Below are 15686 nucleotides of genomic sequence, written 5' to 3'. Positions count from 1 at the left end.
GCCTGCTCCCGCCCGGCGGGAGGGCCCCGGTACCTCGGTCCCCGCCGGCAGGCCCTCCGGCCCTGCCCGTGCCGGGCCGGCCCGGGCGCGGCTGAGGACCCGCGCCGCGGTGCCCGCCCGGTCCTGCTCACAATGGGGGAGAGCGGAAGGGGTGCGGGTGGGGCGGGAGCGGAAGCACGTCGTGTACGGGGCGTCGCGCGTGCCGTTCCTGCGCCCGCTGGCCCGTCCACCGGTGCCGTCGAGGACGTACCTCGGCTGCACGGCCAGCGGGTCCATCGCGGGCGGTTTCCTCTTCAGCGGTCACCCGTCCCCGGCGTTGGTCCTGTTCGGTGCGACCGCGCTGGCCGCGACGCCGGTGCTGGTCGCGTTGGGCACCCGCCGGCATGTCGTGCTGACCGGGCCGTACGGCTGGCGGACCTGGACCCCCATCGGGAAGGCGTACGCGCGCCTGCTCCGGTCGCTGCCGGAGCTGCACCCGATGATCGAGCTGCGCCCGACCCGGCTCGCGCTGGAGCGTGACCGGCTCGACCTCGCCGACCTCGTGGCCCGGCGACAACGGGTCGAGGCGGTACGCGGGTCGGTGCGCACCGCCGGGTACGGCTTGACCGCCGACGATCCGGTCCGCGACGAACTGGACCGGCGTGCCCGGCTGCTCGGCGACACCCTCGCCGAGCAGGACGCGGAGATCGCCCTGCGGACCGAGCGGCTGATCGCCCTGGCCGACCGGTGGTCCGAGTTCGCCTACCGTCGGGCTGCGGAGCGGCGCGCCGCCCGGCGCAGCCGCCGGGCGCTCGGCACGATCGCCACCGTCGACGCGACGCTGGACGCGGGCACCCCGGTCACCGCCCGCGACCCGGTGCCCGAGCTGGCGGAGCGGACCGACGCCGTGCTCGGGGCGTACCGTGAGTTGACCGGGCCGGACATCTGAGCCCCCCAGCTCAGCCGCTGCCGGCGTCGGTCCGATCGCCGTCGCCGCGGCGCAGCGGAAGCCAGGCCAGCACGTCCTGGATCTTCGCGTCCCAGTACGCCCAGTCGTGGGTGCCGGGGGAGAAGTCCACGGTGAGCGGCACCCCGCGCCGTCGGGCCGTCTCGACGAAGTGGGTGTTGTCCTCGTACAGGAAGTCCTCGGTGCCGCAGGCGACGTAGAGCGCGGGCAGGTCGCCGTCCGCGCGCTCCAGCAGCGCCACCGTGTCGTCGTCGGTGCCGGGCACCTGCCGGTCGCCCCAGACGGTGTGCCAGACCGCCGGGTTCATCGGGCTGGTCGGGTGCTCCCGCCGCTCGGCCACGTTGAGCGCGCCGGAGAGGCTGGCCGCCGCCGCGAACCGGCCCGGGTCGCGCAGCGCCCACTTCATCGCCCCGTAGCCGCCCATCGACAGCCCGGCGACGAAGGTGTCCTCCCGCCGCTCGGAGAGCCGGAAGAACGACCGGCACACCTCGGGCAGCTCCGTGCTGAGGAAGGTCCAGTAGCGGTTGCCGTGCTCCTCGTCGGTGTAGAAGCTGCGGCCCGCGTTCGGCATCACCACGGCCAGCCCGAGCGGCGCGACGTACCGCTCGATCGCGGTGCGGCGCAGCCAGATGGTGTGGTCGTCGGTCAGGCCGTGCAGCAGGTAGAGCACGGGCGGGTCGCCGACGGTGGCGCTGCCCGCCATGCCGATCTGCGATGAGGCGCGTTCCGGCAGGATGACCAGCATCGACGTGTTCACGTCGAGCGCCTCGGAGAAGAAGTCGCAGTGGACCAGCGCCATGGCGCCCGATGCTACGCGACAGGGCGGCCACGCCCTTGCCGCGTGCGCTGTCGCGCCCAGGGTGAGCGAGCCACGGCGAGCCGCTCGGCCCCGGCCGGGTCGGCTCCCTCGGCGACGGCCTGCGCCACCGCGCTGGGCAGGTGGTCCTCGGCCTCCACCATGGTCCGCCGCCCGGCGGCGCCGGTGCCGGCCAGCCGGTCGAAGAGCCGGTCGAGGTACCCGTCGATCGGAGAGTCGCTCATGCCGGTGCTCCCTGGGCCGGTGCGAGGATCGCGGCGACGTCGCGGACGAGGGCCTGCCATTCGGACTGGTTCGCCGCCAGCGCCGCGCTGCCCTGGTCGGTCAGCTCGTAGCACCGGCGACGGCGGCCGGTGTCGTCGTTCCACGCGCTGGCCACCAGGCCGGCGCGTTCCAGCCGGTGCAGCGCGGGGTAGACGGTGCCCTCCGGCAGGTCGAAGGTTCCCCCGGAGCGGTCCCGGAGGGCCTTGCCCTCGCCGGCCAGGAGGGACAGGATGACCAGGCGCGCCGGAAACCTCCGCGTAACCTGCGCGCCGCTGGTCTCTGTCACGAGGAAGTGGGAGTCAGTCATGAGCGACGTGTCGACGGCGCTGGGTGTGCGCCTCTATCCCGACCTGGTCGAACGGGGCGGGCTCGCGTCCGGGCTCACCGAGACGGCCGCCCAGCACCAGCTCGACGTCGGCCGCGTCTCCGCTCCCGAACAGGGCCGCAGCCGCTTCACCTGTGCCGAGCTGACCTCCGAGCGGGGCACCGTCTGCGTCGGGCTGGGCTCCCAGGCCCGCTACTTCATGATCGACATCAGGGTGGCGGGGGAGGTCCAGGCCCGGGGTGACACCACCGACCTGGTGCAGGTCGCCCAGGTGGCCGCCGCCTGGCGGGCCGGCGCGACCCTCGACGACCTCACCACGCGCTTCCCCTTCATGGAGCGGGTCACGGTCCGCCCGACGGTCGCGCAGGTCCAGTAGCGGACGCGGCAGGCCGGCGCGGCCCACGTCGAGACGCACGGGCTGACGAAATGGCGACGACAGTCGACGGGCTCCTGCGCCAGGCCGTGTTTCAGAGGGCTTGACATGACGGTCCGATACGACGAGGTGCTCGGCCCGCTGCGTGAGGCGTACGACGCGGCGGCGGCCTTGCGTGACGCGCTCACCAAGGAGCCGTGGAAGCTCGCGGAACGGCAGGCGTTCCGTGACCGGCTGGCGCCGGGCGCGCGGCTGCTGGAGATCGGCGCCGGCACCGGACAGGACAGCGCCTACTTCCAGCAGGAGGGCTTTGCCGTCGTCGCATCCGACCTCTCGCCGGTGATGGTCGAGCGCTGTCGGGCCAAGGGCATCGAGGCCCATGTTCTGGACTTTTTGCACCTGGATTTCCCGGTCGGCTCGTTCGACGCGGTGTTCGCGATGAACTGCCTGCTGCACGTGCCCAACCACGACCTGCCCGCGGTCCTCGCGGCGATCCGGGCGATCCTGCGCCCCGGCGGGCTGTTCTTCGTCGGCGTGTACGGAGGCAACGAGAGCGCCGAAGGTCCCATCAGCGACGACGAGCACGAGCCGCCGCGCTTCTTCTCGTTTCGCAACGATGAGCAGCTGCTCGGCTTCGCCGCCGCGTCGTTCGACGTCGTGGACTTCCACCCCGTAGACGTCGGCCGCGGCCACCGGTTCCAATCGCTGACGCTGCACCGCCCGGACCTCGAGTAACGGAGCACCGTCCATGGGCTGTGTTCGTCGGCAGATCAAAGCCATTCCTCACACCGAACCCATCTTTGAAACCGGGCCTCCACCGCCGCCCTCACCACCCGGCTGCGGCTGCACCGGCGCGAGTGGCGCCACGCCGGCCGGACGTACCAGGTGATCAGCCTGCGCCCGACCGACACGGCCGGACTGAACGGCCGCCCCGGCCCACCCCGCAAGAGTTAATCGGTTGCCGGCCCGCGGGCGGGCTGCTGCAATCCGATCAGGTAAGCCCGAGCAGAGGAGCCAGGCAATGCGCGCAGCGTCCGTGTCCAACCAGAAGGGAATCGCCACCTACCCAGAGGACATGACGCTGCGTGAAGACGTTGAACTTGGGAATCCTGGCACATGTCGACGCCGGTAAGACGAGCCTGACGGAGCGGCTGCTGCACAGCGCCGGCGTCATCGACGAGCTCGGCAGCGTCGACGACGGCAGCACCCGCACCGACACGATGGTGCTGGAACGGCAGCGCGGCATCACGATCCGCTCCGCCGTGGTCTCCTTCGTCGTCGACGGGGTCACCGTCAACCTGATCGACACCCCCGGCCACCCCGACTTCATCGCCGAGGTCGAACGGGTGCTCGGCGTGCTCGACGGCGCGGTGCTGGTCGTTTCCGCGGTCGAGGGCGTCCAGGCCCAGACCCGGGTGTTGATGCGGACGCTCCAGCGGCTGGGCATCCCCGTGCTGATCTTCGTGAACAAGGTCGACCGGGCCGGCGCCGACCCGGAGCGGGTGCTGCGCCAGATCGCCGAGAAGTTGACCCCGGCCGTCATCGCCACCGGACGGGTCGACGCGCCCGGCACCGCGGCCGCCCGCTGCCTCCCCTTCGGCCCCGACGACCCGGAGCATGCCGCGCGCCTCGTCGACCTGCTCTCTGCGTACGACGACGCGCTGCTCGCCGCGTACGTCGAGGACGAGCGCGCGGTGACCGGGCGTCGGCTGCGCCGGGCGCTCGCCGCGCAGACCGGGCGGGCGCGGGTGCATCCGGTCTTCGCCGGCTCGGCGATCACCGGGGCCGGCGTCGAGGCGCTCATCGCCGGTCTCGTCGAGCTGCTGCCGGCGGCCGACGGCGACGGGGACGCCCCGCTGCGCGGCACGGTCTTCAAGGTCGAGCGCGGGCCGGCCGGCGAGAAGATCGCGTACGCCCGGATCTTCGCCGGCACCCTGCGGGTCCGCGACCGGGTCCCGTTCCGGGGGGACGCGGCGGCCAAGGTCACCGCGATCAGCGTCTTCGAGGCCGGGGCCGCCGTGCCGGCCCCGTCGGTCGGCGCCGGCCGGATCGCCCGGCTGTGGGGCCTGGCCGACGTCCGCGTCGGCGACTTCCTCGGCGCGCCGCCCGACCGGCCGGCCGGCCGCCACCACTTCTCCCCGCCGACCCTGGAGACGGTGGTGGTGCCGTGCCGCGCCGCCGACCGGGCGGCCCTGCACTCGGCCCTCGCCCAGCTCGCCGAGCAGGACCCGCTGATCAACCTGCGGCAGGACGACATCCGGCAGGAGATCGCCGTGTCGCTCTACGGCGAGGTGCAGAAGGAGGTCATCCAGGCCACCCTCGCCGACGAGTACGGCGTGCCGGTCGACTTCCGGGAGACCACCACCGTCTGCGTGGAACGTCCGGTCGGGGTCGGCGCCGCCGTGGAGTGGATCGGCAGGGAGCCCAACCCCTTCCTCGGCACCGTCGGGCTGCGGATCGAACCGGGCCCCATCGACAGCGGGGTGGAGTTCCGCCTCGGCATCGAACTCGGCTCGATGCCGCTGGCGTTCCTCAAGGCCATCGAGGAGACCGTCCGGGAGACCCTGCGGCAGGGCCTGCGCGGCTGGTCGGTGATCGACTGTGTGGTCACCCTGACCCACGGCGGGTACTGGGCCCGGCAGAGCCACTCGCACGGCGTGTTCGACAAGAGCATGTCCAGCACCGCCGGGGATTTCCGCAACCTGACCCCGCTGGTCCTGATGGCCGCCCTCACCCGGGCCGGCACCCGGGTGCACGAGCCCATCCACCGGTTCCGTCTGGACCTGCCGGCGGATCTGTTCGGCGCGGTGCTGCCGGTGCTGGCCGGGCTCGGCGCGGTGCCCCGCGACTCCACGGTGCGCGGCTCGTCGTACCTGGTGGAGGGGGAGGTGCCGGCCGGCCGGGTGCACGCGCTGGAGCAGCGCCTGCCGTCGCTGACCCGGGGCGAGGGGATGCTGGAGTCGGAGTTCGACCACTACCGGCCGGTGCGCGGGCCGGCGCCGGGCCGGCCCCGCTGGGACCACAACCCGCTCAACCGCAAGGACTACCTGCTGGCGGTGGCGCGCCGGGTCACCGGAGCGACCCCGGACCGGTGACCGCCGTGCGCCGGTCCGGGCGCCCCGGCGGTCACCGGCCGGTGGTCTCCGGCGGGGTCCGCCCCCGGTCCGCGGCGGTGCCGCCGACGACCGGACCGGGCGGCGTCGGGGGCTCGGCGGTGACCAGCGGGCGCAACGCGGTGCGACCCGTCGCGGTGACCAGCCGGGTGGTGAACGGGCGGGCGAGCAGCACGACGAGGACCGCGACAACCGTGCCGAGGAGCAGGCCGGCGAGGACGTCGTGCGGGTAGTGCGCGGCGATGTACACCCGGGAGAAGCCCATCACCAGCGCGGCGACCGCGGTGACCAGGCCGAGTCGTCGGGACACGAACCACAGCGCGGCGGCCGCCGCGCCCGCCATCACCGAGTGGTCGGAGGGGAACGAGAAGTCGGTGCTGCGGGTGGCGAGCACGAGGATGCCCGGGTGGCTGGTGTACGGGCGGGCCTCGTGGAACGCCGACACGAACGGCTGGTTCGCGGCCACCGCCAGCAGGGTCGCCACCGGGGCCAGGACGGCCGCCGCCACCCGGGCCGGCTCGTTCGTGCGCCGGGCGTACCACCAGGCCGCCAGCATGAGGGCGGCGAAGAGCGCCACGCCGTACGCGGCGTAGCCGGTCACCGCGGCATGCAGCCAGGGGGTGGCCACCGCGAACCGGTTGACCTCGTCGAACAGTCCGACGTCCATCGCACTCCCGTCGCCGAGTAGCACCTACAATGTTTGTAGTTCGGAGGGTACTACTACAAGATTTGTAGTTACTGGGGGACGGGTGGAGAGCAGACGCCGCCGGCACGGCGACCTGGAACACGAGATCCTGGCGGTGCTCGCGGCCGCCGACGCGCCGCTCACCCCGGCGACGGTCCGGGAGCGCCTCGACGCCGGGCTCGCCTACAACACCGTCACCACGGTGCTGGCCCGCCTGCACGACAAGGGACGCGTCACCCGCCACCCGGCGGGCCGCGCCTACGCCTACCAGGCGGTACGCGACCGCGCCCAGGTGACCGCGCACCAGATGCGCCGGCTGCTCGACGACGACGACACCGACCGCTCGGCCGTCCTCACCCGCTTCGTCGGCTCGCTCACGCCCGAGGACGAGGCGCTGCTGGTCACCCTGCTCCAACGGACCGAGCCGGACTCATGATCATTGCCCTGGGAGTGGTGCTGACCTCCGTCGCGGCCTACGCCTGCTGCGGGCCATGGCTGAGCCGTACCCTCCGACCCGCCCTCGCCGTGCGGCTCCTCGCGCCGACCGGCCTCCTCGTCACCGCGGCGCTCTGGTTCGCCGCCGCGGTCGCCGCCGCCACCTGGATCGGCCAGGACGCCGAGGTCGCCGCGGTCGGCGCCTGGTCGGCCCAGGCGCTGCGGTCGCAGGCCCCCGTGCCCTGGCCTGTCTCGGCCGCCGCCCTGCTCGCCCTCGCCGCCGCGGCAACCCGTACCGCCGGCTTCCTGATCCGCCGGGCCCGGGCGATGCGTGCCGCGCACCGCGACTGCGGCCGGCTGGGCGAACCCGGCTCACTGGTGGTGCTCGACATCGACACACCCGACGCCTTCACCACCCCCGAGGCCACCGGCCGCATCGTGGTCACCCGCGGCATGCTGCGCGCCCTCGCCCCCGACGAACGCGCCGCCCTGCTCGCCCACGAGGCCTCCCACCTGTCCCACCGGCATGCCTGGTGGACCACCGCCGTCGATCTGTCCGCCGCGGCGAACCCGACGCTCGCCCCCACCGCGCGGAAGCTGCGCAACGCCGTCGAACGGTGGGCCGACGAGGACGCCGCCGCCCGACTGGGGGACCGGCGGCTGGTCGCCCGCGCCCTGGCCCGCGCCGCCCTGGCCCGGCGGCGCCACCCCGGCGACCTGCTGCCCGCCGCGACCGGGGGCGACGTCCCGGACCGGGTGCGGGCCCTGCTCGACCCGCCCGTCCCGCGACGCGGCCCGGCCGTCGCCGTGCTCGCCCTGGTCCTCGCCGCGCTGACCCTGGGCGCCGCGACCGTCCAGCACCAGGGCGAACGCGTCTTCGAACGCGCGGAGCACGCTCACTCGCCGCGGGGGTAGCGGGCCCGCACCGCGTCCACACAGGTGTCCCGGGAGGTCGGCCCACCGAAGCGGAGCCGGTCGTACCCGGTGAACGCCGGCTCCAACGCGTCCAGCTCGTCGACCAGCGCGTGCAGCCGCGCCGACCAGGCCGCCGACCCGGCGTCCGGCTCCGCCGGCGCCGACCGGATCGCCGCCACCAGCTCGTCCTTGCGCCGGATGGTGTCCGGCGTGACCGAGCGCAGGCAGACGTACCGCCCGCTGAGGTAGCCCTCCCACTCCGCCGCGCCCTGCGCCGGGTCCGCCCAGTGCCCGGCGAACCAGGCCGCCAGCCGCTCCGGGCCGCCCGCCCGCTCGGCCAGCACGAACAGGTCCGCCGGCACCATCTCCGCGCCGTCCGAGCGCAGGTAGCCCGGCAGCGGCAGCCGCCGGTCCAGCATCAACCGGCGTACGTCGTCCGGGTCCCGACCGGTCGCCGCGCACAGCTCCACCAGGACCACGAACTGCTTGCTGACGTATGCGTCGTCCGCCGCCGTCATCGGATGGTCCCCGTTGACCTCGCGGAACCGCTCGGCCAGCCGCTTCCTCAGCTCCACGCGCTTTCCCTCCGGTCAACGGACCGGCCGTCGCGCGGTCGTCACCGGCACGGTAGCCGCCGGACGGTTCGGTCCGCACCGAACCGTCACCGGTCGTCGAGCCGGGCGAGCGCGCTGCCGACCAGCTCGTCGGCGGCCGCCTGCCACCGGGCCCGGTCGCCGGGGGCGTCCCGTCGCCGACGCCATCGTCGTCGCGGCTCGGCACGGGGCGTCGCGATCAGCTCAAACAGCCCCGGTTCCCGGTACACGGAGACCGGAGGGTCGACCTCGGGATCGTCCGGCGGTTGCGCGTACCGCAGGAGGGTGTTCGCCGCGTGGTACCGCACCAGGTACTCGCTGTCGCAGACGGCCCGGCCGAGCGCGTGGACAAGGTCCGCGGTGGGCGCGAAGCGGGCCAGCGCGATCGCGGCATCCATCCGGTCCGTCCAGTGCCGCGCGCCGAGGACCGCCACGATCGCCGCCGCCCACGACTCCTCGGCGGTCAATCGGTGCAGGGCGGTGGCGACGCTGACCAGAAAGGTGTTCGACGCGGTGGGGACGGCGGCGCGCAGCAGCTCCCGAGCCCGAACCGGCGCGAACCCGGCCTCGCCGAGCACCGCCAGGGACTCCGCGGCGACCGCGTCCCGGTCGTCGAGGCCGGCCGTCAGCATCCGTTCCACCATGACGGGATCAGCCCGCGCCGCCCGCAGCAGCCTGGAGAACTCCGGCCCGTCGTGCCACACCAGGTACGGGTCGCCGAACACCGCCCGCCGCCACGCGCGCCATTCGTCAACCGTGGCCGGCCGCGCTGCCTCGTCGGAGGTCATGTCCGCATCGTGTACCCCGGCGGCGACCGCCGCAGTCCTGAACTCGGCGGGGGCGGACAACACCGGTTCAGGCCCACCCTTCGTCTCCCGGTCCGGATGCCACCAGACGCCGCCGGGCGTCCGCCAGGCCCTTGTCGTTCTCGGCGGGCCCATCGATGCCGGTGCGGTCGTCCGCGACGATCCGCCGCGCAAAGTAGTCCGCCTGGACCGCCCACCGGAATCGCAGCATCGGCCGCAGACCCCGGTCCACCTCGGCGCGGTCGAGCGCGCCTCCGCGCAGGTACGCCTCGACCAGCTCGCCGCCGCGATCCGGCCCGCCGACGTACATTACGGCCGAGGCCAGGTCGTACAGCAGCGGACCGGTCAGCGCGACGCTCCAGTCGATCACCCCGCACACGCCCGCCGTGCAATCCCACCGGAACGCCTCCGGCGCCGGATCGGTGTGCAGCAGACCCCACGACAGCGTTTCCGGCGCCAACTCATCCAGGTCGCGCACCGCCGCGGTCACCGCCGGACGGACCCAGTCGCGTACCCCCAGGTGGCCCGCCGTGGGATCGACCCAGTGGAACCGTTCCGCGTCGCGGACCCGGACCGTCGCGAGCGCCCGATGGACCCGGCCGAGAGTCGACCCGATGACCCGCTGCTCCACCCGACCCTCGCCGGTCAGCGCCACCCCCGGCACCCAGGTCAACAACGCCAGCGGCCGGCCGCCCGCCGTCACCACCGTCCGCCCGTCGACGGTGGGCACCGGCGCTCCCGCCGGTACGCCGGACCCCTGCAACCGGTCGGCGATCGCCAACCCGCCCGTGAACTGCGCACCCGCCGTCGGCGCCACCGACTTCAAGACCCAGCGCCGCCCATCCCGGTCGACGAACCAGGTCTCCGAGTTCATCCCGCCACCGTGATGGCTGAGCTGCGCGCCACCGAGCCGCCAGTGCCGTTCCAGCCAGGACCGCAGCGTCGCCTCGGGGACCATGGCCGCAGTCAACCAGCCGCACGCCGGCATCGACCAGCCGAATATCAATTGCGGTCACCGTGCTCCGCGTTTACCGTCAACGGGCAACGTCAACCGGATCAACCCAGGGAGTACGCCGTGTCGCAGCGCACCCGCACCGAAGCCCCGCGGCCCACGCCGCGCGGTGGTGCCACGCTGCCCAACGGCGAGCGAGGCCTGGGCCGCTGCCAGCGTCAGCGGTGGCAATCGGGGTGGCGGCGCGACTAGCGCCAGCGCGACACGCGCAGCCGCCCGCCCCGCGAAGGGACCGGGCGGCTTTTTCGTCACCCACTCCCGCTCAGGGGCGTAGCTCAACCCGGTGGAGCACCGGATTCCAAACCCGACGGTTGCAGGTTCGAATCCTGCCGCCCCTGCTCGCCCTGTCCCGGCCCCGGCCGGCGACGCCGCACCTTCTCAACTCCACAGTGGATGAAGCGAGCACAATCCCGGCCGGCGTGCCGACGCGCCGGCCGGGGCGACACATCAGGGACGGTTCCCCGTCCCACACGGGCCGTTGGAGCAATGGGCAGCTCACCCGGTTCTCAGCCGGGCGGTTACGGGTTCGAGTCCCGTACGGCCTACGACCGTCCCACCCGGGACGGACACGCGGTTGTAGCGCAGTCAGGCAGCGCGTCACCTCGCCAAGGTGAAGATCGCCGGTTCGAATCCGGCCAGCCGCTCGCACACCCCCGACATGAGGAGACGACGATGGGTTTCACCCCGCTGGCCGGCACCCGGGCGCCCGTACGGGTCTGGACCGACCCGTACGGCATCGAGCCGCAGGCCGCGCAGCAGCTCCGCAACATCGGCGCACTGCCCTGGGTGCAGGGCGTCGCCGTCATGCCGGACGTGCACTTCGGCAAGGGCGCCACCGTCGGGTCGGTCATCGCGATGCGGCAGGCCGTCTCGCCGGCCGCGGTCGGCGTCGACATCGGCTGCGGCATGTCCGCCGTGCGGACCTCGCTCACCGCGGCCGACCTGCCCGACGACCTCGCCCCGCTGCGGTCGGCCATCGAGGCGACCATCCCGGTCGGGTTCGCCAAGCGCGACGACCCGGTCGACCCGCGCCGGGTCCGGGGCCTGGCGCACGCCGGCTGGGACGCGTTCTGGCGGCGCTTCGGTGAGCTGGACCGGAAGGTGGCGCAGCTGGAGCACCGGGCCCAGCACCAGATGGGCACCCTCGGCGGCGGCAACCACTTCATCGAGGTCTGCGCCGAGCAGGGCGGTCCGGACGACGGGCAGGTCTGGCTGATGCTGCACTCCGGTTCCCGCAACATCGGCAAGGAGCTGGCCGAGCGGCACATGGCGGTGGCCCGCGGGCTGCCGCACAACGTCGACCTGCCCGACCGGGACCTCGCGGTGTTCCTCACCGGCACGCCGGAGATGGACGCCTACCGCCGGGACCTCTTCTGGGCCCAGGAGTACGCCCGGCGTAACCGGGAGGTCATGCTCGCCCTGCTCTGCGGGGTGGTCCGGGACCAGTTCCCGCACGTCTCGTACGGCGAGCCGATCAGCTGCCACCACAACTACGTGGCGGAGGAGACGTACGACGGGGTGGACGTGCTGGTGACCCGGAAGGGCGCCATCCGCGCCGGCCGGGGGGACCTGGGCATCATCCCGGGGTCGATGGGCACCGGCTCGTACATCGTGCGCGGCAAGGGCAACCCGGACGCGTACTGCTCGGCCTCGCACGGGGCCGGGCGACGGATGTCGCGGGGTCAGGCGAAGCGGACGTACAGCACCGCGGACCTGGTCCGGCAGACCGCCGGCGTGGAGTGCCGCAAGGACGCCGGGGTGGTCGACGAGATCCCCGGCGCGTACAAGGACATCACCAAGGTGATGGCGCAGCAGGACGACCTGGTCGAGGTGGTCGCGCACCTCAAGCAGGTGGTCTGCGTGAAGGGTTAGACCGACCGGCGCCCGAGGGGGGCGCCGGTCGTACGCCCCGGTGGCGCAGCGGAGAGCGCGCCGGTCTACGAAACCGGAGAGCCCAGGTTCGAATCCTGGTCGGGGCACGGTCCGCATCCGCGACGGCGGAGCGGAACCTGTGCGAGCTGGTGCAATGGGCAGCACAATCGTCTCTGGAACGATCGATGGAGGTTCGAGTCCTCCGCTCGCAGCACGAGCCCTCGTGGCCCAATGGAAGAGGCGGCGGCATGAGGTGCCGCAGGTTGCGCGTTCGAATCGCGCCGAGGGCACGCAGTGTTCACGCCCGGGTAGCCCAACTGGCAGGAGGCACGGCTTTCAGGAAGCCGACAGTGTGCGTTCGAATCGCACCCCGGGTACGCGGATGGCGCGGTGGACGAAGTGGGAGAGTCGCCCGGCTTTCACCCGGGATACGTTGCGGGTTCGAATCCCGTCCGCGCTGCTCATGCTCCCGTACGCCGGCGATCCGCTCCAGTCGTGGGCGTCCTGCGTGGTCGATGGCGGCCCGCACGACGAGCAGTTCGAGCGCGAGCCCGCAGCGGAGAGCGCACCAGATTCCGAACCTGGCGGTCGCTGGCTCGAATCCAGCCCGGGGGGCAACCCAATCTTTTTGAGGCACGCTTGCTGGGCACCAGTTTCCCTGGACCCTACTAAACTGGCGAGCGTGACGACGCCCCTCCGTGTCACCACGGGTAATCGTATTCCGAGCGAAATGTTCGCTGCTGCCAGGCGGCCAACCACGCTCTCGTATTTGGCAGGACTGCTAGAGGGGGAGGGTTCTTTCCTGGCCCCTCCACCGTCATCCCCAGGGTGTCCCCGGGTCGTTTTGTCAATGACGGACGAGGACGTGGTCGCGCGTACGGCTGTGCTGGTGGAGACGACCTACTTCCGTATCCGCGCGAAGCGACCCCACCACAAGGATGCCTTTGTATGGAAGGTGCGGGGACGCCGCGCGGTGGAGCTCATGGATGCTCTGCATCCGTCGATGAGCCGTCGTCGACAGGGACAGATCGACCGTGCTGTCGGACAGTGGTTAGGTGTGGGCAATCGCAGGCCCTATGCCACGGAGGTGGCGGAGATGGTTACCCAGAAGGCGAAGGGTGTTCACCGTAAGCATCTTGCCGGGAGATTCGGCATAACTCCCAACAGCGTGAATGCAGCGATCCGTGGTGACTGTCGACCTGTTGAAGAGATGATCGCTACTGCGGAGCGCATTCGTTGTGCCGAGACCACACTGAGTGCCGCGGTATCCGGAGACGAGGACCTCGCGTGGTTGGTCGGCCTGCTGGAAGGGGAGGGATGTTTCCGAGCCGCCGTAGTGCTGAAGATGGCCGATGAGGGGGTCGTGAGGCGTGCGGCTGCGTTGATGGGTGCTCGCAGCGTGACTTGTTCCTCGCCGCCTCGGGCAAACTGGTCCCCGATATGGAGGACCGCAGTCTACGGGAACAGCGCGCGCCTACTGGCTGCTCGACTTCGCCCTGCTCTGGGGAACAGGAGGCGGGGGCAAGTAGATGTGCTCCTCGACTTCCGGCCTGCGGCTGAGGATCGCCATGAGCGAAACACCGCCATCGTCGAGCGATACCTGGCTGGCGAGACGGGAACAAAACTCGCCGCCGCTTTCGGAATGACACACCAGAACATCTACCAGATTCTGAAAATGTACCGATGTGGGTAAAATCGTGCGATAAGCGGCGTTTGACACCGTCTCTGGCAAGTTGATTTCGGCGACAGCATCCACTGTGGTCCTCCGCCGGAGGACGCGGGTCCAGCTGCTGCTCATAACGGCGGTCCGCCCGGTTCGCCCCCGGGTCCGGCGACGCCACTCCTGAGGTGGGGCGGTCAGCCGCCCGCCCTGCCCTCGACCAGCGACATGTGCTCTTGCGCGATCGCCGGCCTCCCTGGGACGGGAAGGCCGGCGATCGGGCGCGCGTATGGGTCGTCAGCCCATGTGCACGGCGTTGGCCGTGGCCAGGTGCTCCCGGCGGACCTTGATCAGCAGCAGGGTGACCAGCCCGGAGAGCAGGATCAGCCCCGCGCCCCAGGCGAACGCCACGGTGTAGCCGTGCACCAACGCCTTGACCTGGGTCATCGGGTCGGGCATCTTGCCGACCAGGTACGCGGTGACCGCGCTGGTGTACATGGTGTTCAGCAGGGCGGTGCCGAGCGATCCGCCGACCTGCTGGGTGGCGTTGAGGGTGGCGCTGGCGGCGCCCGCGTCGTGCTCGGGCACCCCGACCAGGGCGAGGCTGGACAGCGGTACGAAGGTGAAGCCGAGGCCCATGCCGAGGATCACCTGGGCGGGGAGCAGGTGGCTGACGAAGGACGTGTCCACGTCGATCTGGGTCAGCGAGAGCATCGCGGCGGCGGCGAGCACCGCGCCGGCCACCATCAGCGGCTTCGCGCCGAGGCGAGGCAGCAGCTGGCTGGCCACGCCCGCGGCGACGAGGACGCCGGCGGTGACCGGCAGCGAGGCGAGGCCCGCCTCGACCGGCGTGTACCCCAGCACCACCTGGAAGTAGAAGGTGAGGAAGAGGAACGCGCCGAAGAGCCCGGCGCCGATCAGGGTGGAGGCGAGGTACGCCCCGCCCCGGTTGCGGTCGAGCAGGATGCGCAGCGGCAGCAGCGGGTGGCTGGAGCGCAGTTCGATCAGCACGAACGCGGCGAGCAGCACCAGCCCGGCGGCGATGAACCCGATGGTGCCGGCGGCGTCCCAGCCGTCCTCGGCGGCCTTGGTGAAGCCGTAGACGAGGGAGACCAGCCCGGCGGTGACGACGACGGCGCCGGGGATGTCGTAGCGGGTGTCGCCGTGGGCGCGGCTGTCGGGGACCAGCGGGATCGCGGCGAGCAGGGCGATGGCGGCGATCGGGATGTTCACCAGCAGGCACCAGCGCCAGTTGGCGTACTCGGTGAGGACGCCGCCGAGGACGAGGCCGACGGCGGAGCCGCCGCCGGCGATGGCGCCGTACACGGCGAACGCCTTGGCGCGCTCCTTCGCCTCGGTGAAGAGCACGGTGAGCAGGGCCAGGGAGGCCGGGGCGAGCAGCGCGCCGAAGGCGCCCTGCAGGGCGCGGGCGGCGAAGAGCAGGCCGCCGGTGGTGGCGAGGCCGCCGATGGCGGAGGCGAGCGCGAAGCCGACCATGCCCACGAGGAAGGTGCGCTTGCGTCCCCAGTAGTCGGCGATCCGGCCGCCGAGCAGGAGCAGGCCGCCGAAGGTGAGGGTGTAGGCGGTGACCACCCACTGCCGGTCGGCGTCGGAGATGCCGAGGCTGAGCTGGGCCTGCGGGAGGGCGATGTTCACGATGGTGGCGTCGAGCACGACCATCAGCTGGGAGATCGCGATGACCGCGAGAACCAGCCAGCGCCGCGGGTGCGCCGCCGGCGCCACGGCGTCGGGTGCGCCGGACGCGGTCAGGGTGTTTCCGGGCATGGTGCAGCCTTCCGTGTGACGAGAGCCGGGCGTTGCGGTTGACGGGTGCGACACCCGCGTCGTGACGGGTGCTGGTGGCGGGGCG

At 72.5% G+C, this 15686-nt stretch carries 16 protein-coding genes and 9 tRNA genes; 16 read left to right on the top strand and 9 right to left on the bottom strand.

The genetic code is table 11. The annotated features are described in order from the left end of the window. Positions 1–157 precede the first annotated feature (157 nt). Positions 158–928 (top strand): hypothetical protein, encoded by a 771-nt coding sequence (locus ACTWO6_RS20170; protein WP_446215380.1) that lies wholly within the window; start codon positions 158–160, stop codon positions 926–928. A 10-nt stretch (positions 929–938) separates the two neighbouring features. Here ACTWO6_RS20170 and ACTWO6_RS20165 read toward each other — a convergent pair whose 3' ends face one another. Genes ACTWO6_RS20165 through ACTWO6_RS20155 form a run of 3 tightly spaced genes read right to left on the bottom strand, consistent with a single transcriptional unit; the run spans position 939 to position 2334 of the window. After that, positions 939–1745, bottom strand: coding sequence for an alpha/beta hydrolase (locus ACTWO6_RS20165; protein WP_446215379.1), 807 nt, complete (start codon positions 1743–1745; stop codon positions 939–941). A gap of 11 nt (positions 1746–1756) precedes the next feature. After that, complete coding sequence (locus ACTWO6_RS20160; RefSeq protein WP_446215378.1) at positions 1757–1987, bottom strand: hypothetical protein; 231 nt, start codon at positions 1985–1987, stop codon at positions 1757–1759. Beyond that, a complete protein-coding gene (locus ACTWO6_RS20155; RefSeq protein WP_446215377.1) occupies positions 1984–2334 on the bottom strand; it encodes a PadR family transcriptional regulator in 351 nt (116 codons plus the stop codon). The genes ACTWO6_RS20160 and ACTWO6_RS20155 overlap by 4 nt, the downstream gene beginning before the upstream one ends. Here ACTWO6_RS20155 and ACTWO6_RS20150 point away from each other — a divergent pair. The 3 genes from ACTWO6_RS20150 to ACTWO6_RS20140 all read left to right on the top strand — a co-directional run bounded on the left by ACTWO6_RS20150 (position 2333) and on the right by ACTWO6_RS20140 (position 5820). Beyond that, positions 2333–2728, top strand: a complete 396-nt coding sequence (locus tag ACTWO6_RS20150) for a hypothetical protein (RefSeq protein WP_446215376.1) — start codon at positions 2333–2335, stop codon at positions 2726–2728. The genes ACTWO6_RS20155 and ACTWO6_RS20150 overlap by 2 nt on opposite strands. A gap of 105 nt (positions 2729–2833) precedes the next feature. After that, positions 2834–3460 carry a methyltransferase domain-containing protein gene (locus ACTWO6_RS20145; protein ID WP_446215375.1) on the top strand — a complete coding sequence of 209 codons (627 nt, stop codon included), beginning with the start codon at positions 2834–2836 and terminating at the stop codon, positions 3458–3460. A gap of 350 nt (positions 3461–3810) precedes the next feature. Next, entirely contained in the window at positions 3811–5820 is a 2010-nt protein-coding gene (locus ACTWO6_RS20140) for a GTP-binding protein (protein ID WP_446215374.1), read from the top strand. A 31-nt stretch (positions 5821–5851) separates the two neighbouring features. Here ACTWO6_RS20140 and ACTWO6_RS20135 read toward each other — a convergent pair whose 3' ends face one another. Further along, positions 5852–6505, bottom strand: coding sequence for a phosphatase PAP2 family protein (locus ACTWO6_RS20135; protein ID WP_446215373.1), 654 nt, complete (start codon positions 6503–6505; stop codon positions 5852–5854). Between the two features lie 82 nt (positions 6506–6587). Between ACTWO6_RS20135 and ACTWO6_RS20130 the strand changes: the two genes are divergently transcribed. Next, positions 6588–6959: a BlaI/MecI/CopY family transcriptional regulator gene (locus tag ACTWO6_RS20130; protein ID WP_446215372.1), complete on the top strand. Its 372-nt coding sequence runs from the start codon at positions 6588–6590 to the stop codon at positions 6957–6959. Beyond that, the gene (locus tag ACTWO6_RS20125) at positions 6956–7873 is read left to right on the top strand and encodes a M56 family metallopeptidase (RefSeq protein WP_446215371.1); all 918 of its coding nucleotides are present in this window, start codon (positions 6956–6958) and stop codon (positions 7871–7873) included. Before ACTWO6_RS20130 ends, ACTWO6_RS20125 begins: the two co-directional genes overlap by 4 nt. On the opposite strand, the gene ACTWO6_RS20120 is transcribed toward ACTWO6_RS20125, so the two are convergent. From ACTWO6_RS20120 to ACTWO6_RS20110, 3 genes are all read right to left on the bottom strand, one after another. Then, a complete protein-coding gene (locus ACTWO6_RS20120) occupies positions 7855–8448 on the bottom strand; it encodes a DUF6058 family natural product biosynthesis protein (protein WP_446215370.1) in 594 nt (197 codons plus the stop codon). The genes ACTWO6_RS20125 and ACTWO6_RS20120 overlap by 19 nt on opposite strands. Positions 8449–8534: 86 nt before the next feature. Then, positions 8535–9254, bottom strand: a complete 720-nt coding sequence (locus ACTWO6_RS20115) for a hypothetical protein (RefSeq protein ID WP_446215369.1) — start codon at positions 9252–9254, stop codon at positions 8535–8537. A 67-nt stretch (positions 9255–9321) separates the two neighbouring features. Beyond that, positions 9322–10230: a phosphotransferase enzyme family protein gene (locus ACTWO6_RS20110; RefSeq protein WP_446215368.1), complete on the bottom strand. Its 909-nt coding sequence runs from the start codon at positions 10228–10230 to the stop codon at positions 9322–9324. A gap of 318 nt (positions 10231–10548) precedes the next feature. Here ACTWO6_RS20110 and ACTWO6_RS20105 point away from each other — a divergent pair. The 10 genes from ACTWO6_RS20105 (at position 10549) to ACTWO6_RS20060 (ending at position 12768) form a co-directional block, all read left to right on the top strand. After that, positions 10549–10622, top strand: a tRNA-Trp gene (locus ACTWO6_RS20105). Between the two features lie 134 nt (positions 10623–10756). Further along, positions 10757–10829, top strand: a tRNA-Glu gene (locus tag ACTWO6_RS20100). Positions 10830–10854: 25 nt separating this feature from the next. After that, positions 10855–10928: transfer RNA gene (locus ACTWO6_RS20095), tRNA-Gly, on the top strand. A 28-nt stretch (positions 10929–10956) separates the two neighbouring features. Continuing rightward, the gene (locus tag ACTWO6_RS20090; RefSeq protein ID WP_446215367.1) at positions 10957–12156 is read left to right on the top strand and encodes an RtcB family protein; all 1200 of its coding nucleotides are present in this window, start codon (positions 10957–10959) and stop codon (positions 12154–12156) included. A gap of 34 nt (positions 12157–12190) precedes the next feature. Further along, positions 12191–12263 (top strand) — tRNA-Arg (locus ACTWO6_RS20085). Between the two features lie 33 nt (positions 12264–12296). Next, positions 12297–12368: transfer RNA gene (locus ACTWO6_RS20080), tRNA-Gln, on the top strand. A 5-nt stretch (positions 12369–12373) separates the two neighbouring features. Then, positions 12374–12446, top strand: a tRNA-Leu gene (locus ACTWO6_RS20075). 12 nt (positions 12447–12458) lie between these two features. Further along, positions 12459–12533: transfer RNA gene (locus ACTWO6_RS20070), tRNA-Leu, on the top strand. A 7-nt stretch (positions 12534–12540) separates the two neighbouring features. Then, positions 12541–12616: transfer RNA gene (locus ACTWO6_RS20065), tRNA-Glu, on the top strand. An 88-nt stretch (positions 12617–12704) separates the two neighbouring features. Next, a tRNA-Arg gene (locus ACTWO6_RS20060) sits at positions 12705–12768 on the top strand. An 862-nt stretch (positions 12769–13630) separates the two neighbouring features. Here ACTWO6_RS20060 and ACTWO6_RS20055 read toward each other — a convergent pair. Beyond that, on the bottom strand, positions 13631–13912 hold the full coding sequence (locus ACTWO6_RS20055; protein ID WP_446215366.1) for a hypothetical protein: 282 nt from the start codon (positions 13910–13912) through the stop codon (positions 13631–13633). Positions 13913–14113: 201 nt separating this feature from the next. Then, positions 14114–15601, bottom strand: a complete 1488-nt coding sequence (locus tag ACTWO6_RS20050) for an MFS transporter (protein WP_446215365.1) — start codon at positions 15599–15601, stop codon at positions 14114–14116. Between the last annotated feature and the right edge of the window lie 85 nt (positions 15602–15686).

This window comes from Micromonospora sp. IBHARD004, from assembly GCF_052814115.1.
Note: the sequence above shows the minus strand (reverse complement) of the source record. Positions and strands in the feature narration are given on the sequence as shown.

Excerpts from the sequence above, each read along its gene's own strand:
- ACTWO6_RS20165 (WP_446215379.1), bottom strand. The coding sequence starts at position 1,745 with ATGGCGCTGGTCCACTGCGACTTCTTCTCCGAGGCGCTCGACGTGAAC.
- ACTWO6_RS20160 (WP_446215378.1), bottom strand. The coding sequence starts at position 1,987 with ATGAGCGACTCTCCGATCGACGGGTACCTCGACCGGCTCTTCGACCGG.
- ACTWO6_RS20150 (WP_446215376.1), top strand. The coding sequence starts at position 2,333 with ATGAGCGACGTGTCGACGGCGCTGGGTGTGCGCCTCTATCCCGACCTG.
- ACTWO6_RS20155 (WP_446215377.1), bottom strand. The coding sequence starts at position 2,334 with ATGACTGACTCCCACTTCCTCGTGACAGAGACCAGCGGCGCGCAGGTT.
- ACTWO6_RS20145 (WP_446215375.1), top strand. The coding sequence starts at position 2,834 with ATGACGGTCCGATACGACGAGGTGCTCGGCCCGCTGCGTGAGGCGTAC.
- ACTWO6_RS20135 (WP_446215373.1), bottom strand. The coding sequence starts at position 6,505 with ATGGACGTCGGACTGTTCGACGAGGTCAACCGGTTCGCGGTGGCCACC.
- ACTWO6_RS20125 (WP_446215371.1), top strand. The coding sequence starts at position 6,956 with ATGATCATTGCCCTGGGAGTGGTGCTGACCTCCGTCGCGGCCTACGCC.
- ACTWO6_RS20115 (WP_446215369.1), bottom strand. The coding sequence starts at position 9,254 with ATGACCTCCGACGAGGCAGCGCGGCCGGCCACGGTTGACGAATGGCGC.
- ACTWO6_RS20110 (WP_446215368.1), bottom strand. The coding sequence starts at position 10,230 with ATGGTCCCCGAGGCGACGCTGCGGTCCTGGCTGGAACGGCACTGGCGG.
- ACTWO6_RS20090 (WP_446215367.1), top strand. The coding sequence starts at position 10,957 with ATGGGTTTCACCCCGCTGGCCGGCACCCGGGCGCCCGTACGGGTCTGG.
- ACTWO6_RS20050 (WP_446215365.1), bottom strand. The coding sequence starts at position 15,601 with ATGCCCGGAAACACCCTGACCGCGTCCGGCGCACCCGACGCCGTGGCG.